Below are 20,745 nucleotides of genomic sequence, written 5' to 3' on the forward strand. Positions count from 1 at the left end.
CGAGCATTTTCTTTCTATGCCTAAAAAAAAGAGCTGTGACATACGTCGCTGCTCCTTGTTAAATTTCAGCTAAGCGTTGTTTCTAAACATCAGCTTCCAAAAACGATTCTTGAAAAGCTTTGATGTTTAGAGAACAGACGCTAAATAACTCTTGCGAATTATTTTTTCACTTGACTCATTACTTCTTCTACAAAGTTGTCTTCGCGTTTTTCGATACCTTCGCCGACTTCGAAACGTACGAATGTTTTCACAGTAGCACCTTTAGATGCAACATATTTTTCAACAGTCATATCAGGATCTTTAACGAAAGATTGGTCAACCAATGCGATTTCAGCTTTGAATTTCTTCAAGCGGCCTTCAACCATTTTTTCAACGATTTTTGCAGGTTTGCCTTCGTTAAGTGCTTGTTCAGTAAGAACAGTTTTTTCATGTTCTAATTCTTCTTCTGGGATTTGAGTTTCGTTTACGTAACGAGGGTTGATAGCTGCTACGTGCATTGCTACATCTCTGGCAACAGTTTCGTCAGTTGTACCTTCCAAAACAGTTAATACAGCGATACGTCCGCCCATGTGTAAGTAGCCACCGAATGCTGCATTGTCATCTTTTTCAACAACTTCGAAACGACGGAAGCTGATTTTTTCACCGATAACTTGCGTTGCTTCGATCAAATCAGATTCGATTGTTCCTTTTTCTGTTTTGATTTTCATAGCTGCATCCATGTCTGCAGGTTTGTTTTCTGCAACAAGTTCAGCGATTTCTTTTACTAAATCTTGGAACATTTCATTTTTAGAAACAAAGTCAGTTTCTGAGTTTACTTCAACGATTGCAGCAGTGTTACCTTTTACTGCTACTGAAGCTAAACCTTCTGCTGCGATACGGTCATTTTTCTTCGCTGCTTTAGCCATTCCTTTTTCACGTAAAAGATCAACTGCTTTTTCCATGTCGCCTTCTACTTCAACTAATGCTCTTTTCGCATCCATCATACCTACGCCTGTCATTTCGCGTAGTTCTTTTACCATTTTAGCTGTTACGTCTGCCATTTTTTGTATCCTCCTGTATTTTCTTTTTAAAAAAGCTGTTTCAAAGGAGAGTGAGGCTTGTCGCCTAGCCTTTGAAACAGCTCCATCATTTAAGAATTATTCTGCTGAAGAATTGTCGCCTTCAACAACGTCAACGATTTCTTCGATTGATGTTGCAGTGTTTTCTGCTACAAAATCTTCTTCAACTACTTGATCTTCACCTTGGTTTCCTTCGATGAATGCATCAGCCATTTTTGAAGTGATCAATTTAACGGCACGGATTGCATCGTCATTTGAAGGGATAACTACGTCGATTTCATCTGGATCGCAGTTTGTATCAACCATAGCTACGATAGGGATATTCAATTTATGCGCTTCTTGAACAGCGATACGTTCTTTACGAGGGTCAACGATGTACATTACATCTGGGATTCTTGGCATATCAGCGATACCGCCTAAGAATTTTTCAAGACGTTCACGTTGTTTGTTCAAACCAGCCACTTCTTTTTTAGGTAGAACTTCAAAAGTTCCGTCTTCTTCCATTGCATTGATTTGTTTCAAACGGCTGATACGTTTTTGGATTGTATCCCAGTTAGTCAATGTTCCACCTAACCAACGATGGTTAACGTAGTATTGTCCAGCACGTGTTGCTTCATCTTTGATTGCTTCTTGTGCTTGTTTTTTAGTACCTACAAATAAAGCTACGCCGCCTTCTTCTGCAACGTTTTTCATGTAGTCGTAAGCTGCATCTACTAACTTAACTGTTTTTTGTAAGTCGATGATGTAAATTCCGTTTCTTTCTGTGAAGATATATTTCTTCATTTTTGGGTTCCAGCGACGAGTTTGGTGACCAAAGTGTACGCCAGCTTCTAGTAATTGTTTCATTGAAATTACTGCCATTTTTTGTTTCCTCCGATTTGGTTTTATTTTCCCTCTTCTTGTCTTCTACCTCGCTGACAAACTTTTGCAAGCACCTATCAACGATCCAACGAGAATGTGGATTTATTGATGCAGTTCAGCATCCTCAAGTATTATACAAACAACTGACTTGCTCCGCAATACTTAATAAGGATTTTCTGCTCAACATTCAGTATTTTACCTGATATACTGTTAAATATCAAGAAAAATCTCATTCTTTATTTATAACTTTTAATCTTCCTGTTTTAAAATGATAGCGCAACCATAAAAGAAGCCTTATTTACTAGAGTTATCTCATAAAACAAATTATTATTGGGAAATTCTTTTGTTTTTTGATATGATACATGTGAAATCTTTCGTAAAGGAGAAAGAATATGCGTAAAGCTGAGCGACATTTATTGATTAAACAGGTGATCGATGAATTTACGATCCGTACACAAGAAGAATTGTTAACAAAATTGAGTGACTACGGTGTTAATGCTACTCAAGCAACGATTTCTCGCGATATCCGTGATTTAAAAATCGTCAAAGCCCCTGACGAGAATGGCATTTCACGCTTTGTGTTCTTTCAGGGAAAAGAAGGATCAGAAGCAAAAAACGAGGATGAAAAACGGCTGATCCAAATGATCGAAGATATTGTTTTAAAAGTGGAACGCGTCCACTTTTTGACAATCGTTCATACTTTACCGGACAACGCACCCCTTTTCGCTGCTGTGTTGGATGAAATCAAACCACCTCACATCGTTAGTACAATTGCCGGGTTCGATACTACGATCATCATTTCTCAAAACGAAGCGGATGCACAATTAGTTGAAGACTTTTTACATCATCCAAAAGATGCATCTATTTTTTAGTTCGGTAAGGGCTTATTGTATTTAGACTCTATACTTTTTGAGGCTGGGACAGAAGTGTTTCTTACTTTTGTCCCACGCTCTTTTCTCTCCAATTTCTCAAACCTAACCGACTTTTGTCTAAATCTCTGTCCAAATTATTCTAAGATCTCATATTACCAACATCGTTTGACAATGATCCTGTATTTAGGGTGTCCGTTCTCCCCTTGTTTACCTCATTCAAAAAGAGCCGTCTATCACAAACTCGAGGGTTGCGATGGACGGCTTTTTTGGGCTATTCCAAACAAAAACATTCGATTCACTCATCTGTTCTTCTGATGAGTTTTGCTACTTTCTAATGGAATCGTGCCTTTTTACATTTTATCTGGCGCATGTAGACCAAGTAAGCGTAAATCTTCTTTCAACAGCACTGATACGGCATATACAAGAGCTAAACGAGATTCTTTTTGATCATCCTCCGCCAAGATTTTTGTATGTGCGTAATATTTATTGAAGGCTTGTGCTAATTTGATTGCATGTTTTGCAATGATTGAAGGTTCATATTTTTCACCAGCTGATAGTACTGTTTCTGGATATTTTTGGATCAGCTTCACTACTTCCCAGCTGTTTTCATCATCTAATGCATATGTGTGTTCTTCTGATGGTTTAAATCCTGCTTTTTCCATCAAGCTGATGGCACGAGCATGTGTATATTGTACATATGGGCCAGTTTCACCTTCAAAACGAACAACTTCTTCAAGATTGAAGTCAAAGGTATTTAAACGATCATTTTTTAAATCATGGAAAATAACCGCGCCTACCCCAACTTGTTTAGCTACAACATCTTTATTTGCCAGATCAGGATTTTTCTCACTGATTTGTTCTTTTGCTGATTGAATTGCTTCATTAAGCACTTCTTCCAATAAAACGATCTTTCCTTTACGCGTTGATAATTTCTTACCACCTTGAGTGATCAATCCAAATGGAATATGATGCATATCATCTGACCAGTCAAATCCTAATTCTTTCAAGACAGCTTTTAATTGTTTGAAATGGTAACTTTGTTCATTCCCAACAACGTATAGAGATTGCTTGAAATCATACGTACGTTTACGATAAAGAGCAGCTGCCAAATCACGAGTGATGTATAGCGTTGCACCATCTGATTTTTTGATCAGTGCTGGATTCAAATCGTATTCTGAAAGGTCAACAATTTCCGCACCTTTATCTTCGTTCAATAAATGTTTTTCTTCTAAAAGTTCAACGATTTCATCCATCTTATCATTGTAGAACGCTTCTCCATTCAATGAATCAAAGCGAACTTCTAACAAGTCATAGATTTTGTTGAACTCTTTCATTGACTCATCGCGGAACCATTGCCATAGTTCGATTGCTTCTTTGTCACCTTCTTCTAAACGTTTGAACCAAGAACGCGCTTCGTCATTCAATTCTGGTTCTGTTTCTGCTACTTCATGGAATTGGACATACAAACGTAATAATTCATTGATTGGTTCAGATTTTACTGCTTCTTCTGATCCCCATTTTTTATAGGCAACGATCAATTTACCAAACTGTGTGCCCCAGTCACCTAGGTGATTGATACGGATTGGTTGATACCCTAATTTTTCCATAATAAATCCAATGGAATTCCCGATAACAGTAGAACGCAAATGTCCCATAGAAATTGGTTTTGCGATATTTGGTGAAGACATGTCGATCGGCACACTTCCATTATTGCCGATCGTACTATCTCCGTAATGTTCTTTTTCTTTTACGACAGAAGCTAAAACATCTTTACTGATCACGGCTTTGTTCATAAAAAAATTCAAGTATGGGCCCACAACTTCGATTTTTTCAAAATTAGTTGAATCTATTTTTTCGGCTAAATCTGCTGCAATTTGCTGTGGTGCCTTTCGATAGATTTTTGCTAATGAGAAAGCAGGAAATGCCACATCTCCATGATCCGCAGATTTTGGATTTTCCAATAGTTTCTCTACTTCTTCGAGTGTTAAATCTTCTTTAACGACATCATAAACGGCTTTTGCAACCACATCTTTATTATTCATTTGACTTCCTCCTATTGATACTTGGTTTACTAAAAACAAAAAAATCTCTAGTAATTATACATGTATAATTACTAGAGACGAGTTATCCCGCGGTACCACTCCAATTGTCCTATTCTTTAGGACCAACTTTATCTGTTAACGGCAGATGACCGTCTGTCTCAGACAGAGTTCTCCAAGTGCGCTTCATTGTATTTTCTTCGTTTGGCTTCCACCAGTTCCAAACTCGCTTTGATCAGATCTATACAATTACTCTCTTGTTCAGCAAACTGTAACTTATTAAACTTAACATGAATTATAACAGATAAAAAAATTAATGGCTAGGATTTCTTATAAAAAAATGTCCAGAAGGCCTAAAGGAGAATAAATTCCGACTGGACATTTTTTAGCAAGGTAAATGTTCTAAGGAGTCTCAATTGCTCTTACGCAGTTTATTTGTCTGCTACAATGATCGTTCCTTCTTCAGATGCTAGAAGATTTTCAATGTTCTCTAGTGAAGTAATGATAGCCTTTCCATCTGGTTTTGCTTCAACAAATGCAATGGCTGCTTCAACTTTAGGCAACATACTTCCTGGTGCAAATTGATTTTCATCAATATATTGTTTTATTTCTGATACTGTAACAGTTTCCAATTTCTTTTGATCTGGTTTTTGATAATTTACATAGACATTATCGACACCTGTCAAAACAATCAATAGATCTGCATCAATGATCTCCGCTAACTTTTCAGAGGCAAAATCTTTATCGATGACTGCTTCTCTTCCTTCAAGACCAGTGGCTGTTTCTACCACTGGGATACCTCCGCCACCAACAGAAACAGTGATGACACCTTGTTCAACCAGTGCTTTGATAACTCGAGCTTCTTTGATTGAGATTGGTTTAGGGGAAGCAACCACTTTTCTCCATCCACGGCCTGCATCTTCTTTAAAGGTAGCAGCTGAGTCTGATTCCATTTGTCCTTTTGCTTCTTCTTCTGTAAAGAATGGTCCAACAGGCTTCGATGGATTTTTGAAGGATGGGTCATTTTCATCAACGATTACTTGAGTGACTAAAGAAACAACATCCTTATCTATATTTTTTTCTTTGAGAACTTCCCCCATAGCATTTTGCAACCAATAGCCGATAGAACCTTCCGTCATTGCGACACAGGTATCTAAAGGCATTGCTGGAGTTTTTTCTGAATCTGCAGCTTGCTGTTGGATCAATAAATTCCCAACTTGAGGTCCGTTCCCATGTGAGATGATCAGTTCATCTCCTTGTTCAATGAATTTCACTAAATATTTTGCTGTTTCCTTCAGCGCATCTTGTTGTGCTTTTGCGCTAGCATCAGTAGATAAAATTGCGTTGCCTCCTAATGCGACAACTACTTTACGATTGGCCATATTTCGTCTTCCTTTCTTCAGATAATTCTGAATTTTTCCGATGACAAAACAAGCCAGCAATTTGCTACAATGAGGAAAGCTGACTCGTTTTATCGATGAGATGAATGTGGTTAAACGTTAGACACGGGGGATGAACAAGTTTCCAAGCGTTGCTGCCATGATTGCTTTGATCGAATGCATACGATTTTCTGCTTGATCAAATTGGCGAGCATATTTACTGCGGAATACTTCGTCCGTTACTTCCATTTCAGTAATACCAAAACGTTCTTTCATTTGTTCACCGTAAACTGTGTTTGTATCGTGGAATGCTGGTAAGCAGTGTAAGAAAATCAAACGGTCTGTGTTATGTGTTTTTTCAATCATTTCCATGTTGATTTGATAAGGTTTCAATAATTTGATTCTTTCTTCAAATTTATCTTCTTCACCCATTGATACCCAAACATCTGAGTAAAGGACATCTGCTCCGTCCACACCTTTGTCGACGTCATCAGTGATCATTAATTTTGCACCAGATTTAGCAGCAAATCCTTCGGCCATCTTCACGATTTCTTCTTCTGGTTGTAAGTCTTTAGGTGCGACAATACGCATATTTGTTCCTAAAATAGCACCAGTTACAAGCAATGAATTAGCCATGTTGTTACGGCCGTCTCCACAGTAAGCCACTGTAATACCTTCAACAGTTCCAAAGTTTTCTTGGATAGTCAAGAAGTCAGCGATCATTTGCGTTGGGTGCCATTCATCTGTTAAACCATTCCATACAGGTACGCCTGAGAATTCAGCAAGTTCTTCAACCATTTTTTGGCTAAAGCCACGGAATTCAATACCGTCAAACATTCGGCCTAATACTTTGGCAGTATCTTCAGTTGATTCTTTTTTACCTAATTGGATGTCGTTTGCTCCAAGATATTCAGGATGTGCACCTAGATCGATTGCTGCAGTAGTAAATGCTGAACGTGTACGAGTAGAAGTTTTTTCGAATAGAAGAGCAATATTTTTCCCTTCTAAGTAGTGATGAGGAATCCCGCGTTTTTTCAAATCTTTTAAGTGTTCAGAAAAATCGATCAAATACTGTAATTCTTCTTTTGTAAAATCTTTTTCTGCTAATAAACTTCTTCCTTGAAATACTGATTCTTTCATAACTAACATTCTCCTTTAGGTTGTTTTATTTAGTTTTTAAAGAGGAAACCCAGCGACAGCTGACAGTTAGACTGCCACCGGGAAACAAACTATTTCAAATCTTCACGTACTAATGGTTGGCTCATGCAGCGAGGACCGCCACGGCCACGTGACAATTCACTTGAATTGATTTCCAACACTTTGATACCATAGCTGCGTAACAATTCGTTAGAAACATAGTTACGGTTGTAAGTCACCACAACTCCAGGAGCGATTGCTAACGTATTTGAGCCGTCGTTCCATTGTTCGCGAGGAGCAACGATGGCATCGCCATTTCCGGTTGGGATCAAGACTAGATCGTCTAAACCTAACGCTTCTTTCATTGTCGCATGAAGATCATCTGAGTGACTGATTTTAATGTCATCACCTGCAGACTCAATCGTAAAGACATCGATTTTTCCTTCTTTGCTTTGGATCGCTGGATGAATCGTGAATTTATCGTGATCAACCATTGTAAATACCGTATCCAAATGCATCATTGCGCGGTTATTTGGAATCTTGATAGCCAATACTTTTTCAAATCCTGAATTTTTTTCGAATAAGTGACGTGCTAATTTTTCTAGCGCTTTGGCACTGGTACGTTGAGAAATCCCGACTGCGACTACTTTATCGCTTAGGATCAATTCATCGCCACCTTCGATATGATCTGGGTTTTCACGATCTAACCAAACTTCTACCCCTTTGTTAGCGAAACGAGGATGATGTTTCAAAATATATTCTGTAAACATCGATTCGCGTCGGCGAGCTTCAAATGTCATTTTGTTGACAGTCATCCCACTCCCCATTGATGCGGAAGGGTCGCGAGTGAAGTAAAGGTTTGGCATTGGATCCATATAAAACGGATAATCGTCATCTGCTGATAAGTCGTATAAACTATTTGAACGGACTTCGATATCTTTAGTACGTACCCCAGCCATGATTTTATCTACCATTTCTTGTGTTTCCATTGATAGAAGGAACTCATGAAGACCGTCTCTTACAGCAGCCGATGCAATGTGTGATTCATCTAGCATTTTGTTCAAGAATTGCTCTTTCACATTACCTGCATCGATTGCTTCTGCTGCTAATTTTTCCAGATACAAAGTTTCGACGCCTTCATTCTGCAATGTTTTTGCAAAATTATCATGTTCTTCTTGTGCGATTGGTAGATAGGGAATATCATCGAACAACAAACGGTCCATGATGTCTGGTGTTAAATTTTCCACTTCTTGTCCAGGTCGTTTCAATAAAACTGTCTTTAACTTTCCTATCTCAGAGAAAACGTGAATAGGTTTTTCCATGTTGTGTTGCCTCCTTCGTTTTGATTACATACTTAGAATACAGCCCTTTTGTAATCTCTTTCATAATTTCATCTCATCTTAAACGAGAGTTTTTTCACATTATTAAAGGATAATTAAATAATTAAACGTTTTTACATTTTTTATCAACTTTTCTCTCTTTATTTATACTGAAATCACTATCAAAAAAATATTTATTCATAAAAAAATATTTTTTGAATAAGCTAAAAAATACTTCTTTTCCAATCATGTTAGCGATTACTTTATTAGTGATTATTGTTTTTTATACAGAATAAACAGGTGAAAAATGACATTATTCAAATCGAATGTATAATTTTTACATAATAACAAAAAAATTTTTTTATAAAGAAAAAAACAGAAATTTTTATCCAAAGTAATAACTTTACTTTTTTCGAAAAAAAAGCCACAATATTAATAGTTAAAAGTAAGGAGCGGAAATTTTATGCGGGTAAATAGAATTGATTTTCACTTTTCAAAACTACGGTATCAACCTGATTTTGAAAACTTTACTGATGATGAATTTGAGCAGATAAAAGAACATGCAATCCTTCGTTCTTATAAAAAGGGACAAATCCTCTTTGATGAAGGAGACGAACGCCAACGCCTCTATATTCTTACAGAAGGTCTGGTTCGTTTAGAACGCTATGATGAAAGCGCCACGTATTATTATTATGACTATGTTGCTGCAAACAACCTCTTTCCTATGTCTGGAATTTTTGAAGAAAGCACTTATACCTATACAGCACAAGCAATGACTGACATCAAGACATTCTCCTTTCCAGTTTCTTTTTACGAAAAAATTGCTAAAAAAAATTCAAAATATCTGATTTATATGATCCATAAATTATCTAAAGTTGTTGAGATGCATGAACTTCGGATTCAAATCGGGTTAACTTCTAGCGCATTCGACAGAGTGAAACAAAACTTATTTGTTTTAAAAGAAGAGCTAGGTGTTCCTACAGAAGATGGACATATCCATATTCCTTACCCTATTACTTTAAAAGAACTAGCTGTAAATAGTGGTACGACAAGAGAAACGGCAGGACAAGTAATCAAGCAATTAAAGGATTCAGGATTACTGGATTATGAAAAGAAACGATTTACTTTTTGCAAAGCGGCGGTCACGCCTGCATTAAGAGAATAAATATAAAAATGAGGTCGAGACAAAAGTCGTTTCGGTTTGAGAAATTGGAGAAAAAAACGAGCATGGGACAAAAGTAAGAAACACTTTTGTCCCATGCTTTAAAAACGAATAAACGGCGGGAACAGAAGCAACTCCTTCTTAAATAAGCCTAATAAATTAGAAATTTTTTTATTAGGTATGCTATTATTCTAGATAAGGATATATTCCTTATTGGTCGTTAGAGGCCGTGTATGAGTATTCATACGGACTTGAATGTCGTACCATCGAATAGAGACAGTTCAAGAGCTTGTTGATGCAGGCGACGAGCGCAACCTTATGCTTTTTGGGCGAAGGTTGCGTTTTTAGTTTATAGTAATAGTCCACCAGATGATTGGACCCCGCCGCTTGTTGTCGAATCATGTTCATCATAATAAAATACAAATTTTTTCGGGCCTTCGGATTTCCATGTTTATTCATGTGTTCTTTGGCTGTATATTTCCCAGATTGATATCTTCTGGTATCAACACCGACGAAAGCGTTCAATTACTTATGAGAAGGAAAACGCCGAATATCCCCTAATTCACCAATAATGAGCCCTGCAGAAAGTTCACCAATTCCAGGGATACTTTGATAAAAATCAAATTCTATTGTTTGTTTCGCAATTTCAACTAGCTGTTTGGCGAGTTGTTCTTTTGTTACAAGCAATTGTTGGGCATAATACACGACTTTTTGAACAGAAATACTTTGTCCAGATTCTGCTGGATAAGAATTTTGCGCAAGTGAAAGTAAGTTTTGTACTTTAACCAAGGCTTTTTGATCGGAGATTTTTTTATCCGTATTTTTCTTTAGCACATTTTTTACCTTGGTTTGGCTTAAGTGTGCCAAGTAATCAGGGTGGGGGAAAGTTCGACAAGGTTTAAGGCGAGTTTTGATAACCTGTTTGTGAAAAGTGTTTCCAATTCTGGAAAAGTCAATTGTAAAGCGGTATGCAGGTTCATTCTCGTGCGTTTCATGTCCCTTTCAATTTGTTGATAAAAGCGTGCAAAATCGCGTGTTTGTTTATAGACTTCTATTTGAGATTGTGTTTGTTTCCGCAAAAATTGACCGTGTGTTTGTGCCAGTCGATGGGCATCTCGTTTATCCGTTTTGACTGAACGTAAGTCAATATTCAGTTGTCTTTTCGCTTCTAAAGGATTTAATAAACAATAGGCGAAATGATTCTTTTGGCAAAAAGTTTCAATGACTCTTGAATAAACCCCCGTTGCTTCAAAAACGATTTGTGGTCGTTCTGGAAAGAGCATAAATTTCTTGAAAAAGTGCATTGAAATATGTGTTATCGTGAAGAATTTCTTGTTCAAAAAGACAAGTATTTTCATGATAAATAACGACATAACTTTTTCTCATTGAGATATCTAAAGCAAGTACATACATAATTTTCATTTCCTAAGAAGTATTGAAAGGTTCTTCACTGCTTCATTTCGTTCCTAATTTCCTTTACACGGGCTCGAAGCCCCAACATACTTAAACCAGGTTTTAAAATGACAGTGAAGGAGACCGTTTTTTGTTTAGGACTCGTAGTCCAAGAGACTGTGGTCGGTCTTTCTTTCACAACCAACTATACGCTTAAAAGAGTATTAGAGGGAAATTTCATCCGTCGATGAATTTACCCTCTAATCTTAGTATGTTTTTTTTGAAATTTCCGAAAAACCTGACTTTTGGACGCCATTTATTCGAGGGGCTGTAGCAAAACTGAATTTTAGATTTGTCCCATATCCATTTTTTACCTCAACCATTCAATGTATCGACTACTTCATTTTTTGAAGAAATAATCGATTACTTGGTTCACCTTACTTACTGCAGTCAAACTGAAATAGATCAAAAATCCCATACTGACTTGGAAAAGGTTTGTAAGTAATGTAGGTGGCATGTAGGTAGATACTATTCTTGTTCCCACCATCATGATCACAGCAGAAGAAAAAAATAAACCAACCTTCCTTAGGTTTGAAGCAACCATCTGTACCAAATGATGTGCAATTAATTTTTCACTTAACTATTGTACTTTTTTTACCATAGATTCCTACTAAGCTAAAGGCCTTAATTGTGCTAAACATCCCATATTCAGATAAGGAAGTAGGTAATTTGGATTTTCTTGGATTGATCGATTCCACTCAGAGTTTACAATAATGAGAATGATGCCTATCGTTCGAAGACCATACAGAAGCTAATCTATGTATTAGAGAATCCTCATATCTAATTCACTATCATTTCACGATTAAAACCGCGGGCTTTCTCGTTCAGAAGTTCTGTAAATCGACCATTTTATCCTCCGTTCATCAATAATAATAGTAATAATCGTATTCACTGCTTTTTTTCACACCGTTATAAACGATACCTAATATATTGGCTTTTGCGATGGCTAAAAGTTTTTTTGCTTTCAGTAGATCTTTTTTGATCGTTTTTCGCTCACGAACGACTAGCACTACCCCATCTGTTTTGGCTGATAATATTTGGGCATCAGTTACCGAGGCTACAGGTGGCGTATCAAAAATAATCAAGTCATATTGCTTTTTTAGCTCCGCAATGATATCCATCATGCGGTTAGAATCCAACATTTCTGAAGGATTTGGTGGTTTAGGTCCACTTGTCATCACCCATAAATTGTCGATCATCGTTTCAACAACACATTCCTGAATATTCTTTTCTTTGGAGCCTAATAAATTAGTTAATCCATTAATATTTGGCAAATGAAATGTTAAAGCAACACTAGGTCTTCTTAAATCCGCATCCACTAGTAAGACTTTCTTTCCACTATTCGCAAAAACTACCGCTAGATTTGCTGAGGTTGTCGACTTCCCTTCACCTGGACCTGATGAAGTAACTATCAATGTTTTCAACTCTTGATCAATTGAAGTAAATTGGATATTTGAGCGTATCGCTCGGTATTGCTCAGGAATCGTAGCCGTTTGATCTGCTACACTGATTAGTGAAACAGGCATAATCATGTTTTTCTTTTTCATCCAAACGCTCCTTAGACTTGATTTTATTGTATTCGACTCTCTTTTTTTCTTTATTTTCTGTTGTTCTATTTGTTACCTTAACAGCTCGTCCTTTATCAAGTTCTTTACTATTCATTTCGTTGACTGTACCCAAAATAGGAAGTGCAAGTGTTTCTGTAATAAAACGTTCATCTTTGACTGTTTTATCAAGAATTTCCAGTAAAAATACAATTCCTATCCCTAATGCTAGACCAAACAAACCTCCAATAACCGTGTTTAATTTTTTATTAGGCGAAACTGGCATCGCATTACTTTGCGCCTGTGAGGTGACTGTTACTCTACTTACATCCAAAACTTCTGTCGCTTTTTCTTTGAAGATCGTTGCAAGAATATTGGAAATAGCAGCTGATTTTTCCGGGTCATCAGTCGTTACCTTTATTTGAAACATCTGAGAATCTGCTGACTGGATGACATTTATCATCTCTGACAGTTCACCTTTTGTCACCTGATAAGTTCTCCCAGATAATAATTTTTCATTTACTGCATTCAGGACGATATCTCCCAAAATCATATCTTTATATGTATTGATCAACAGTACATTCGCATGTACATCTGATTGAAGATTCACAACTGTACTATTATTTTTTGATTGAACGATCAATTCAGTTGAGGCGCTGAATTTAGGTGTAATAAAAAAGTGAGTGACTGACAATGCCACTGCCAATCCTACTACTGTAGTCAGGATGATTAACAATAATCGCTTCTTCAATAAGATGAACATTTCTCCCAAGCTGACCATTTCTTCCATTCTTTCGCCACCTTTTCTACTTAATTTTTGCTGGTTATTGTTTTTCGTCTGGTATATTCACTCCCCCAAAAGCAAATGATACTAATGAATAATATAACTCCTCCCCATTTGATGAACATCAAAATAAAATGATTCACATATGTCGTAAGAAAAAGATAAAGCGTTTTCGAAGAAATCCCTATTCTTTCAACGATTTGGTTTACATATAAAATAAGAGGAAGTGTCACTAACATTAAACTTGAACTACAAAGAATGTATGCTAAATAACGTAATACTCGATGCCAAAAACGTCTATTCAGAGAAAGGATGGACGCAAACAAACTGAAAGATACCGTCAAAGAAAACACAATGAGTAAATCGATCATTTTTTTATAAGCAAGCAATTTCTTCCCATATATATTGAGCGAACGTATTTCAATAGCTTGTTGTACAGCAGTCACAGCTGATGTTTGTAGTGTCTCTATCGTTAATTGGACTGGTCCATCAAGTGGATAATTCTTATTTTTTGCATAATCCACAATTTTTTCTTTCACTGTTTGTTGGACTACGCTTGATCCTTTTATTTGAAAAACTGAATCTGAATACAAACTATGAATATAGCTCATGATGTTCTCTTCGACCTGTTTTTCTGTTACTACACTACTCAATACATTTTCTGGGATATTGCTTCCTCTTCCAAGGTCACTTATCGTATGATTAATCTCAGCCGTTACTATTTCAACATAATTTGACGATGCAACAGTATTTTCCATAAATAGTTGATTACATAATGTCATTCTAATAATTGTCAAAGTACACGTAAAATACACACTAAGAGAGCAGACAAACGCTACGATCATTCTTGCTACTTTTCGCCATTTTTTTTTGCTCATTTTCTATTTTTCCAAAAATAAATTATCCACTTTTATTCTAAATATTCTGAATAACGAAATACAATTTCCAAAACGTTTAGATCATCTATGTAATAATTAACTTCGGCGACTCCTCCTTACGCTCTAATCTAACTTGAGAAAAAGCATACCTAAAATTGGGATATTTTTACCCAGATAATCATTGATATTCTTGAATCAATGGACCTTGGACCAGATCAGCAAAAACGAATAGTCGTTGATCTGTTAGCCCAATACTATCGATGGGATAGCAAGTATAAAGGATCAATTTAGGTTGCTCTTTTTGTGTCAATAATAATTTGATTTCTTCAGCATTTTTATCAAGCACGGCTATTTTATAAATCTGATAACTATAATCGCCATAACTTGCTATTATTTGGATTACATCCCTTTTTTTTATTGCGATCAATTTACCAAATTCATCTGCATTATGCCCAGCAATTAGAGTAGTCCCCAATTCACCTGGATAGACCGAACCCATATATTGTCCAGCACCTTGACGTAGTATTTCTGCTGAATCTCCGTAATACAAAGGCACATCTAGACTTACCGAGTCTGCTACTACTCTTCCATATCGATAACCAGCTCGAGGATAAACAATTTGACTGGAAAAAATTGTTTGTTCATTTGTTTCGATCGTTTGCCTGTCTAATTCAGGCAATGTCTGCTCATTTTTTTCAAATTTTGGAAGCTCAGACAGAAGAAATAGTTGTAACGAAGACGAAGTAAAATGGATGACAGGTCGCCCTACGATATATACGAGAGAATAGCCACACAATAAGAAAAGGATTGGGATCACTATCATCCCCCCGATCCTTTTCAATTTTTTTTGGTTTCTATGCAAGCTTCACTTTCTTACCGATTATGAACGCTCCTGTTGCGGTCAATAGCAATAAGCCAATTGCAAGAAAACTAGATATATGTACTTCACCCGTTTGTTTGATTGGCTGTTCCGAACTAAAAACAGCTGAAGTCGTACCGTCTGGATTTTGAGTGCCTAATTCGACATGCCCCTCATTCCAACTTAGAACAACCAAACCCAACACGTCTGCTGATTCTGTGATAAGTCGCTGAAGTTCTACGACAGAATCTCTCGGAATGCGCTTAATTAATTCATCCAAAGAATGAACATTAGACAAGTCGGTATCTAAATTTTTGATCAACGATTTTGCTTGCCGAATATTATTGATCACAACCAGTGCTTGCGATTCCGCTAAATCATTTTGCTTTAAATAATTTTCTATTTGTGTGATGTATGTTTCAGGAACTTGAAATTCATTTCCTTGGACTTCAAGTTTCTGAGTTAATTCATCCAAAATCAATTGCTCTTTTACCGAAATAGCCCCAGCAGCAGCTACAGAACTCGTAAAAAAGAAACTTAGTAACACTACTAATACATACTTTCCAACATTTTTCATTTTAATTGGACCTCCTTTTTTTTAATTTGAAAGGCTTATACCCTCGAAATAAAAATAACATATATAAGCATCTCTACAATTTTATATTAGCATATACCTTACTTTAAGACAATTGGATAAATAACGAATTAAAAAATAACAAATGCAATAAAATAGCTATACATACAAAAAATAAAAATATAAAATGAATTCCAACTATTTTTAATAAATCACAACATAAATATTATCAAGTATTATAAAAATAACAACGCTTACCTAAAAAACGAAAAAAATAATCGAATTATTTACATAAAAAAAGCGAAAGAATCTCATAAAAGACTAAAACTTATCTTCCCTTTAGTTTATCTGTTATTTATATTTTATGTACGTAAATATCAGAAATTTTTATTCCGATTTTTTGATTTTATTACTTCTTCATTTTTTCTAAAAAACTAATTATTCATATGAATGCTAAGCTCACCTTATTCCATCGTGATAAAAAATATTTTGACTAACTATTTCCTTGACCCTCTCAAAGAGAACTAGATTATGAGCACGTTAATTGTAAATAGCCTGAAAAACGTGGCGGATCAACCATCACTAAACCCCTTATAGAAATCAAGTTCGTTGAATGAGGTAGAACATAAAAAAAGTATGTGGGACAAATCTAAAAATCAGTTTCGCTACAGACTCTCGAATAAACAGCGTTCCAAAGTCAGTTTTTTTCGGAAATTTCAAAAAAAAAAAAAAAAAACGTAGGACAAAAGTAAAAAACACTTTTGTCTCGTTCTTTAAAAATGAATAAACGGTGGGAGCAGAAGCAACTCCTTCGGAAATAAACACTTCTCTCCCAGCCTCTTTTCTCTCCAATTTCTCAAACCGAAACGACTTTTGTCTCGACCTCTTTTTAGTTAACATCCATTTTTTGAACAGTAAAGCCTTAATAGATACATTCTAATTCAATATCAAACTAGGGTCTGCATTCAATCGATAGTCTGCAAAATGTTTCTTTTGTAATTCGACATGTGCAGCTGCTCCGATCATTGCTGCATTATCCCCACAAAGTCTTAATGGCGGGATACATAATTCTATCTCTGGTAAGGTTTCAGTTAGCGTTTGTTCAAGTGTTTCTCGTAATCCCTGATTAGCAGCTACTCCTCCAGCGACGATTAGTTGCTTCACAGAGTACTCTTGACAGGCTCGAATCGTTTTGTTTACCAAAACGTCGATCACACTTGCCTGAAAACTGGCAGCTAAATCATTTTTATCAAGTTTTTCACCACGTTGTTCTGCATTGTGCACAAGATTGATAAATGCGGTTTTTAGCCCACTAAAACTGAAATCATAGTTATTTTCATGGATCATTGCTCGTGGAAAGTGATACGCATCTTGACCTTGGTGGGCTAGTTGATCGATTTCCTTGCCGCTTGGATAACTCAAGCCTAAGACACGACCTACTTTATCATACGCTTCACCAGCTGCATCGTCTCTCGTTTCTCCAATAATTTCATAGTCGCCATCTTCTTGCATGTAAACTAGTTCTGTATGCCCACCACTGACAAGTAACGCAAGTAATGGAAATTTAAACCGTTTTTCGAACCGAGCAGCATAGATATGACCTGCCATATGGTTGACAGGGATCAACGGCAAATGATTTGCCCAAGCAAATGCCTTAGCAGCAGAAATCCCAATCAATAATGAACCGACTAGACCTGGCCCATATGTAACTGCTACAGCACTTAACTCTTCAACTGTGACTTGCGCTTCTGTCATTGCTTCTTCAATACATAAAGTGATCTGCTCTACATGATGACGGCTTGCAACTTCAGGTACGACACCGCCAAACCGCTTATGGCTGTTTATTTGTGAGGCAACAATATTCGATAAGATCTCGTTTCCGTTCCTTACGATTGCTACGCTCGTTTCATCACAACTTGATTCAACTGCGAGAATCAATTCTTCATTCATTTTATCGTCTCCGTTTTTAACTTTGTACTCATAATAATCGCATCTTCTACTGGATTGTGGTAATAAGATTTTCGTTTACCTAACATCCGAAACTTCTCTGATTCATAAAGTTTACGGGCGGGTGTATTGGATAGTCGTACTTCTAAAAAGACTGTATACGTGCCCGCTTTTTTCTCTTCAGCCAATAAAAATCTTAACAGAGTTCGCGCACAACCTCTATGTTGCATCGCTTTTGCCACTGCGATATTTGTGATTTCCGTCTCATCCATTACGCTAGAATAACTTAGAAACCCTTGAATTGTCGAATGTTCGACTAATATACAATAATCAGTATGTGGCTGAAGGATATCTGCTAAAAATTGACTCTTCGTCCAAGGCGACCCATATTCATAAGCTTCTTCGCAAAGGGTCCACAAACATTCCGCCAACTCTTCTGGTTTAAACTTATTTTTTTTATAAATCACTAGTTTCACTCATTTTCTAAAAATTTTACCATGTCTAAAGCGTCTTCGTTCGTTTGAGTATAGTAGCCTTTTCTTACTTTACGTGATTGGAACCCTAATTTTCGATAGAGTCTTTGCGCATCCTGATTACTGATCCTGACTTCTAAAGAAAGAGTCTCACAGCGATTCATTATAGCAAAATCTTCTATTTCGTCAATCAGTTTCGTTCCAAGATTTTTTCGTTGATAAGTTGGGGTAACAGCAATATTCGTGATATGGCAATCAAACCCAAAGATTCTTGCACCAATAAAGCCTATAAGTTCGTTTCCCTGAAACACTCCCAGATATAGATTTAAAAAAGGCGATTTCATTTCTGATAAAAAAGCACTTTTTGTCCAAGGCAGCTCTCCGTCATATACAGCACGTTCAACCGCTAATAAATCTTTCACATCGTTCGGATTCAATTCTTTGAACTGATAGGCTTGTCCTTTTATTTCTACAGTTTTCGTTGAGAAACTCTTTTTTTCGTAGAACAAACTTCTGGCATATGCTTTAAATTTTTTCAACATAACTTTCTTCTCCAGGACTATGAGTCTCTAACCATTTTTCTTCTGCTTCCACTTTCTTTAAGTAGCGCGGTAAAAAGTTTTGGACATCTTCAACTGGATCATCAGCGGCACCCATTTTAGCTATAGTTGCTCCATTAGGTATGTTCCATTCCGCAAGTCGATTGATTGTTGCTTCTGGTAAGTTTTCTGCAATCTCTGCAGAGAACTTTTGGCAGTCTTCCCCGACAAACAAAATAGATTCACTCGATCCTTTTAAATGGTCAAGCAGCTCTGCTAACGAGATATGTGTATCTGCTAACACTGTTTCAAGATCCCCATTCTTTTGACGATAGATTGCGCTATAGACATTTTTTCTTCTTGCGTCGAAAATAGGCACGATAAGCCCTTCAATTCCAATACAATTTGTTGCAATAGCCTTCAAACTTGATACGCCGACTAATTCTTTCTTTAATGTATATGCTAATGTCTTAGCTGTAGTCACACCAATCCGCAAGCCTGTGTAGGAGCCAGGTCCTGCCGAAACAACGATCCGATCAACTGTATCAGGTGTCAATTGGATTGCTGAAAACAATTGATCAATAGTTGGCATCAAGCTGATACTGTGATTCTTTTTTACATTGATTTGTACCTGACCCAAAATGTGATTATCATCGATCACTCCAACTGCTAAAGTTTGATTGGCTGTATCTATTCCTAATGTAATCATTTATTTATTCCTTTCTACTCACTACTGTCGTTTTATATTGTAGCATACTTCTAGCAAAGAAAAGAAAAAAGAATTTCAGCAAAAAAAGAAAAAAAGTTGTAACAAACACACAACTTTTTTCTTTTTTATACTTATTCTATTACTTACTGATTGGGTTCGTCGAGCTTCGCAAGATGAGATCCGTTCCGACAATTATCTTTCTTGAAACAGGAGATTTTTCATTCATCCCTTGAACCAGTGTTTCAACTGCAAGCTCTCCCATCCATTCTGTATAGACCTTCACCGTTGAAAGTGGCGGAGAAACATATTTCGCTACACTGATATCATTAAAACCGATCAGCGAAATATCTTGTGGAACTCTATAATTTTTTTCCGTAATAGCTTTTAATGCACCGATTGCTAATGCATCATTTGCCGCAAACAGCGCAGTTGGAACTTTCTGATGATTTTCTAGATGTTCCTTCATCACTTGGTACCCGGACTCTACGGAAAAATCTGCTTCGATAATTGTCCCCTGTAATCCCTCTGCAGCGATAAGCTGTTTGAATGCACTGCTCCTCGGATCACTGACTCTTTGGTGGCTCTTTTTTGTATACTCTTTGCCAGCAAGCATCGTGATCTCCCTTGCCCCTTGATTTTTGAAATAATCAATGATCTTTTTGATACTTGAAGAGAAATCAACGATCAAAGAATTGATACCATAATTGGTCCCATCTGAATCCACTAAGAGAAGGTTCGCTTGTGATTTTTTCAATTCCACTAATTGATGCGTATCGAACTTACCTAAAGCAATTGTTCCATCTGCTGGCTTCTCACTTACCGAATCCCACGTTTCTTTTAGTAACGCAATATTCAACTCTTCCGCTTTCTTCTCAATCCCCAGACGGATCGCAAGATAATACAGATCTTCTAATTCTTCCTGATCATTGTACCATTGGATAAGACGCACAGTTTGTTTGATTGCAGAACCATTTCTGAGATGCTTCGTATAATTCAAACTTTCTGCAACCTCAAAAATTTTTTTCTTTGTCTCTAAAGCAACTGACAGCTCGCTATCATAGTTAAGAACTCTCGAAACGGTAGCAGGAGAAACACCTGCCAACCGAGCAATATCTTTAATTGTTGCCACTGTCTCTCCCTCCTATCCGTTTTCCATCCA

At 36.7% G+C, this 20,745-nt stretch carries 18 protein-coding genes, 1 pseudogene and 1 other annotated feature; of the genes and pseudogenes, 2 read left to right on the forward strand and 17 right to left on the reverse strand.

What is annotated here, in order from left to right; translation table 11 throughout:
• Positions 1 to 158: 158 nt before the first annotated feature.
• Both tsf and rpsB read right to left on the reverse strand, forming a co-directional pair.
• Positions 159 to 1,040: a translation elongation factor Ts gene (tsf, locus tag IGI47_RS09325; RefSeq protein ID WP_438784031.1), complete on the reverse strand. Its 882-nt coding sequence runs from the start codon at positions 1,038 to 1,040 to the stop codon at positions 159 to 161.
• Positions 1,041 to 1,136: 96 nt separating this feature from the next.
• Positions 1,137 to 1,919 (reverse strand): 30S ribosomal protein S2, encoded by a 783-nt coding sequence (rpsB, locus tag IGI47_RS09330; protein ID WP_005875940.1) that lies wholly within the window; start codon positions 1,917 to 1,919, stop codon positions 1,137 to 1,139.
• Between the two features lie 392 nt (positions 1,920 to 2,311).
• Here rpsB and IGI47_RS09335 point away from each other — a divergent pair, with 392 nt between their 5' ends.
• Entirely contained in the window at positions 2,312 to 2,791 is a 480-nt protein-coding gene (locus IGI47_RS09335; RefSeq protein WP_311930915.1) for an arginine repressor, read from the forward strand.
• A gap of 350 nt (positions 2,792 to 3,141) precedes the next feature.
• Here IGI47_RS09335 and argS read toward each other — a convergent pair whose 3' ends face one another.
• The 4 genes from argS to arcA form a co-directional block, all read right to left on the reverse strand.
• Complete coding sequence (argS, locus tag IGI47_RS09340; RefSeq protein ID WP_005875943.1) at positions 3,142 to 4,833, reverse strand: arginine--tRNA ligase; 1,692 nt, start codon at positions 4,831 to 4,833, stop codon at positions 3,142 to 3,144.
• A gap of 70 nt (positions 4,834 to 4,903) precedes the next feature.
• Positions 4,904 to 5,104, reverse strand: a binding site (T-box leader).
• Between the two features lie 157 nt (positions 5,105 to 5,261).
• Positions 5,262 to 6,212 (reverse strand): carbamate kinase, encoded by a 951-nt coding sequence (gene arcC / locus IGI47_RS09345; RefSeq protein WP_311930914.1) that lies wholly within the window; start codon positions 6,210 to 6,212, stop codon positions 5,262 to 5,264.
• 117 nt (positions 6,213 to 6,329) lie between these two features.
• Complete coding sequence (gene argF / locus IGI47_RS09350) at positions 6,330 to 7,349, reverse strand: ornithine carbamoyltransferase (protein WP_438784032.1); 1,020 nt, start codon at positions 7,347 to 7,349, stop codon at positions 6,330 to 6,332.
• A gap of 89 nt (positions 7,350 to 7,438) precedes the next feature.
• Positions 7,439 to 8,668: an arginine deiminase gene (arcA, locus tag IGI47_RS09355; protein ID WP_438784034.1), complete on the reverse strand. Its 1,230-nt coding sequence runs from the start codon at positions 8,666 to 8,668 to the stop codon at positions 7,439 to 7,441.
• Positions 8,669 to 9,128: 460 nt separating this feature from the next.
• On the opposite strand from arcA, the gene IGI47_RS09360 reads away from it, so the two are divergent.
• On the forward strand, positions 9,129 to 9,830 hold the full coding sequence (locus tag IGI47_RS09360; protein ID WP_311930912.1) for a Crp/Fnr family transcriptional regulator: 702 nt from the start codon (positions 9,129 to 9,131) through the stop codon (positions 9,828 to 9,830).
• Positions 9,831 to 10,037: 207 nt separating this feature from the next.
• Here IGI47_RS09360 and IGI47_RS09365 read toward each other — a convergent pair.
• The 11 genes and pseudogenes from IGI47_RS09365 to IGI47_RS09415 all read right to left on the reverse strand — a co-directional run bounded on the left by IGI47_RS09365 (position 10,038) and on the right by IGI47_RS09415 (position 20,715).
• Positions 10,038 to 11,249, reverse strand: a pseudogene (locus IGI47_RS09365) (IS110 family transposase).
• An 893-nt stretch (positions 11,250 to 12,142) separates the two neighbouring features.
• Positions 12,143 to 12,826, reverse strand: coding sequence for a CpsD/CapB family tyrosine-protein kinase (locus IGI47_RS09370; protein WP_311931522.1), 684 nt, complete (start codon positions 12,824 to 12,826; stop codon positions 12,143 to 12,145).
• Complete coding sequence (locus tag IGI47_RS09375; RefSeq protein WP_311931523.1) at positions 12,756 to 13,613, reverse strand: YveK family protein; 858 nt, start codon at positions 13,611 to 13,613, stop codon at positions 12,756 to 12,758. The genes IGI47_RS09370 and IGI47_RS09375 overlap by 71 nt, the downstream gene beginning before the upstream one ends.
• 20 nt (positions 13,614 to 13,633) lie before the next feature.
• Entirely contained in the window at positions 13,634 to 14,485 is an 852-nt protein-coding gene (locus IGI47_RS09380) for a hypothetical protein (protein ID WP_438784036.1), read from the reverse strand.
• Between the two features lie 178 nt (positions 14,486 to 14,663).
• Complete coding sequence (locus IGI47_RS09385) at positions 14,664 to 15,308, reverse strand: class D sortase (protein WP_311931525.1); 645 nt, start codon at positions 15,306 to 15,308, stop codon at positions 14,664 to 14,666.
• A 31-nt stretch (positions 15,309 to 15,339) separates the two neighbouring features.
• The gene (locus IGI47_RS09390) at positions 15,340 to 15,921 is read right to left on the reverse strand and encodes an LPXTG cell wall anchor domain-containing protein (protein ID WP_438784037.1); all 582 of its coding nucleotides are present in this window, start codon (positions 15,919 to 15,921) and stop codon (positions 15,340 to 15,342) included.
• 933 nt (positions 15,922 to 16,854) lie between these two features.
• Positions 16,855 to 17,868, reverse strand: a complete 1,014-nt coding sequence (tsaD, locus tag IGI47_RS09395) for a tRNA (adenosine(37)-N6)-threonylcarbamoyltransferase complex transferase subunit TsaD (protein WP_438784038.1) — start codon at positions 17,866 to 17,868, stop codon at positions 16,855 to 16,857.
• Complete coding sequence (gene rimI / locus IGI47_RS09400) at positions 17,865 to 18,332, reverse strand: ribosomal protein S18-alanine N-acetyltransferase (protein WP_174784259.1); 468 nt, start codon at positions 18,330 to 18,332, stop codon at positions 17,865 to 17,867. Before rimI (IGI47_RS09400) ends, tsaD begins: the two co-directional genes overlap by 4 nt.
• A gap of 5 nt (positions 18,333 to 18,337) precedes the next feature.
• The gene (gene rimI, locus IGI47_RS09405; protein ID WP_311931528.1) at positions 18,338 to 18,880 is read right to left on the reverse strand and encodes a ribosomal protein S18-alanine N-acetyltransferase; all 543 of its coding nucleotides are present in this window, start codon (positions 18,878 to 18,880) and stop codon (positions 18,338 to 18,340) included.
• On the reverse strand, positions 18,864 to 19,586 hold the full coding sequence (gene tsaB, locus IGI47_RS09410; protein ID WP_311931529.1) for a tRNA (adenosine(37)-N6)-threonylcarbamoyltransferase complex dimerization subunit type 1 TsaB: 723 nt from the start codon (positions 19,584 to 19,586) through the stop codon (positions 18,864 to 18,866). The genes rimI (IGI47_RS09405) and tsaB overlap by 17 nt, the downstream gene beginning before the upstream one ends.
• Positions 19,587 to 19,725: 139 nt before the next feature.
• Positions 19,726 to 20,715, reverse strand: coding sequence for a LacI family DNA-binding transcriptional regulator (locus IGI47_RS09415; RefSeq protein ID WP_311931530.1), 990 nt, complete (start codon positions 20,713 to 20,715; stop codon positions 19,726 to 19,728).
• Positions 20,716 to 20,745: the final 30 nt, after the last annotated feature.

This window comes from Enterococcus sp. AZ191, from assembly GCF_051713845.1.
Lineage (GTDB): Bacteria > Bacillota > Bacilli > Lactobacillales > Enterococcaceae > Enterococcus_B > Enterococcus_B durans.

What these genes read in the sequence shown, in the direction of transcription:
- tsf (WP_438784031.1), bottom strand. Translation starts at nt 1,040, where the DNA reads ATGGCAGACGTAACAGCTAAAATGGTAAAAGAACTACGCGAAATGACA.
- rpsB (WP_005875940.1), bottom strand. Translation starts at nt 1,919, where the DNA reads ATGGCAGTAATTTCAATGAAACAATTACTAGAAGCTGGCGTACACTTT.
- IGI47_RS09335 (WP_311930915.1), top strand. Translation starts at nt 2,312, where the DNA reads ATGCGTAAAGCTGAGCGACATTTATTGATTAAACAGGTGATCGATGAA.
- argS (WP_005875943.1), bottom strand. Translation starts at nt 4,833, where the DNA reads ATGAATAATAAAGATGTGGTTGCAAAAGCCGTTTATGATGTCGTTAAA.
- arcC (WP_311930914.1), bottom strand. Translation starts at nt 6,212, where the DNA reads ATGGCCAATCGTAAAGTAGTTGTCGCATTAGGAGGCAACGCAATTTTA.
- argF (WP_438784032.1), bottom strand. Translation starts at nt 7,349, where the DNA reads ATGAAAGAATCAGTATTTCAAGGAAGAAGTTTATTAGCAGAAAAAGAT.
- arcA (WP_438784034.1), bottom strand. Translation starts at nt 8,668, where the DNA reads ATGGAAAAACCTATTCACGTTTTCTCTGAGATAGGAAAGTTAAAGACA.
- IGI47_RS09360 (WP_311930912.1), top strand. Translation starts at nt 9,129, where the DNA reads ATGCGGGTAAATAGAATTGATTTTCACTTTTCAAAACTACGGTATCAA.
- IGI47_RS09370 (WP_311931522.1), bottom strand. Translation starts at nt 12,826, where the DNA reads ATGAAAAAGAAAAACATGATTATGCCTGTTTCACTAATCAGTGTAGCA.
- IGI47_RS09375 (WP_311931523.1), bottom strand. Translation starts at nt 13,613, where the DNA reads ATGGAAGAAATGGTCAGCTTGGGAGAAATGTTCATCTTATTGAAGAAG.
- IGI47_RS09380 (WP_438784036.1), bottom strand. Translation starts at nt 14,485, where the DNA reads ATGAGCAAAAAAAAATGGCGAAAAGTAGCAAGAATGATCGTAGCGTTT.
- IGI47_RS09385 (WP_311931525.1), bottom strand. Translation starts at nt 15,308, where the DNA reads ATGATAGTGATCCCAATCCTTTTCTTATTGTGTGGCTATTCTCTCGTA.
- IGI47_RS09390 (WP_438784037.1), bottom strand. Translation starts at nt 15,921, where the DNA reads ATGAAAAATGTTGGAAAGTATGTATTAGTAGTGTTACTAAGTTTCTTT.
- tsaD (WP_438784038.1), bottom strand. Translation starts at nt 17,868, where the DNA reads ATGAATGAAGAATTGATTCTCGCAGTTGAATCAAGTTGTGATGAAACG.
- rimI (WP_311931528.1), bottom strand. Translation starts at nt 18,880, where the DNA reads ATGTTGAAAAAATTTAAAGCATATGCCAGAAGTTTGTTCTACGAAAAA.
- tsaB (WP_311931529.1), bottom strand. Translation starts at nt 19,586, where the DNA reads ATGATTACATTAGGAATAGATACAGCCAATCAAACTTTAGCAGTTGGA.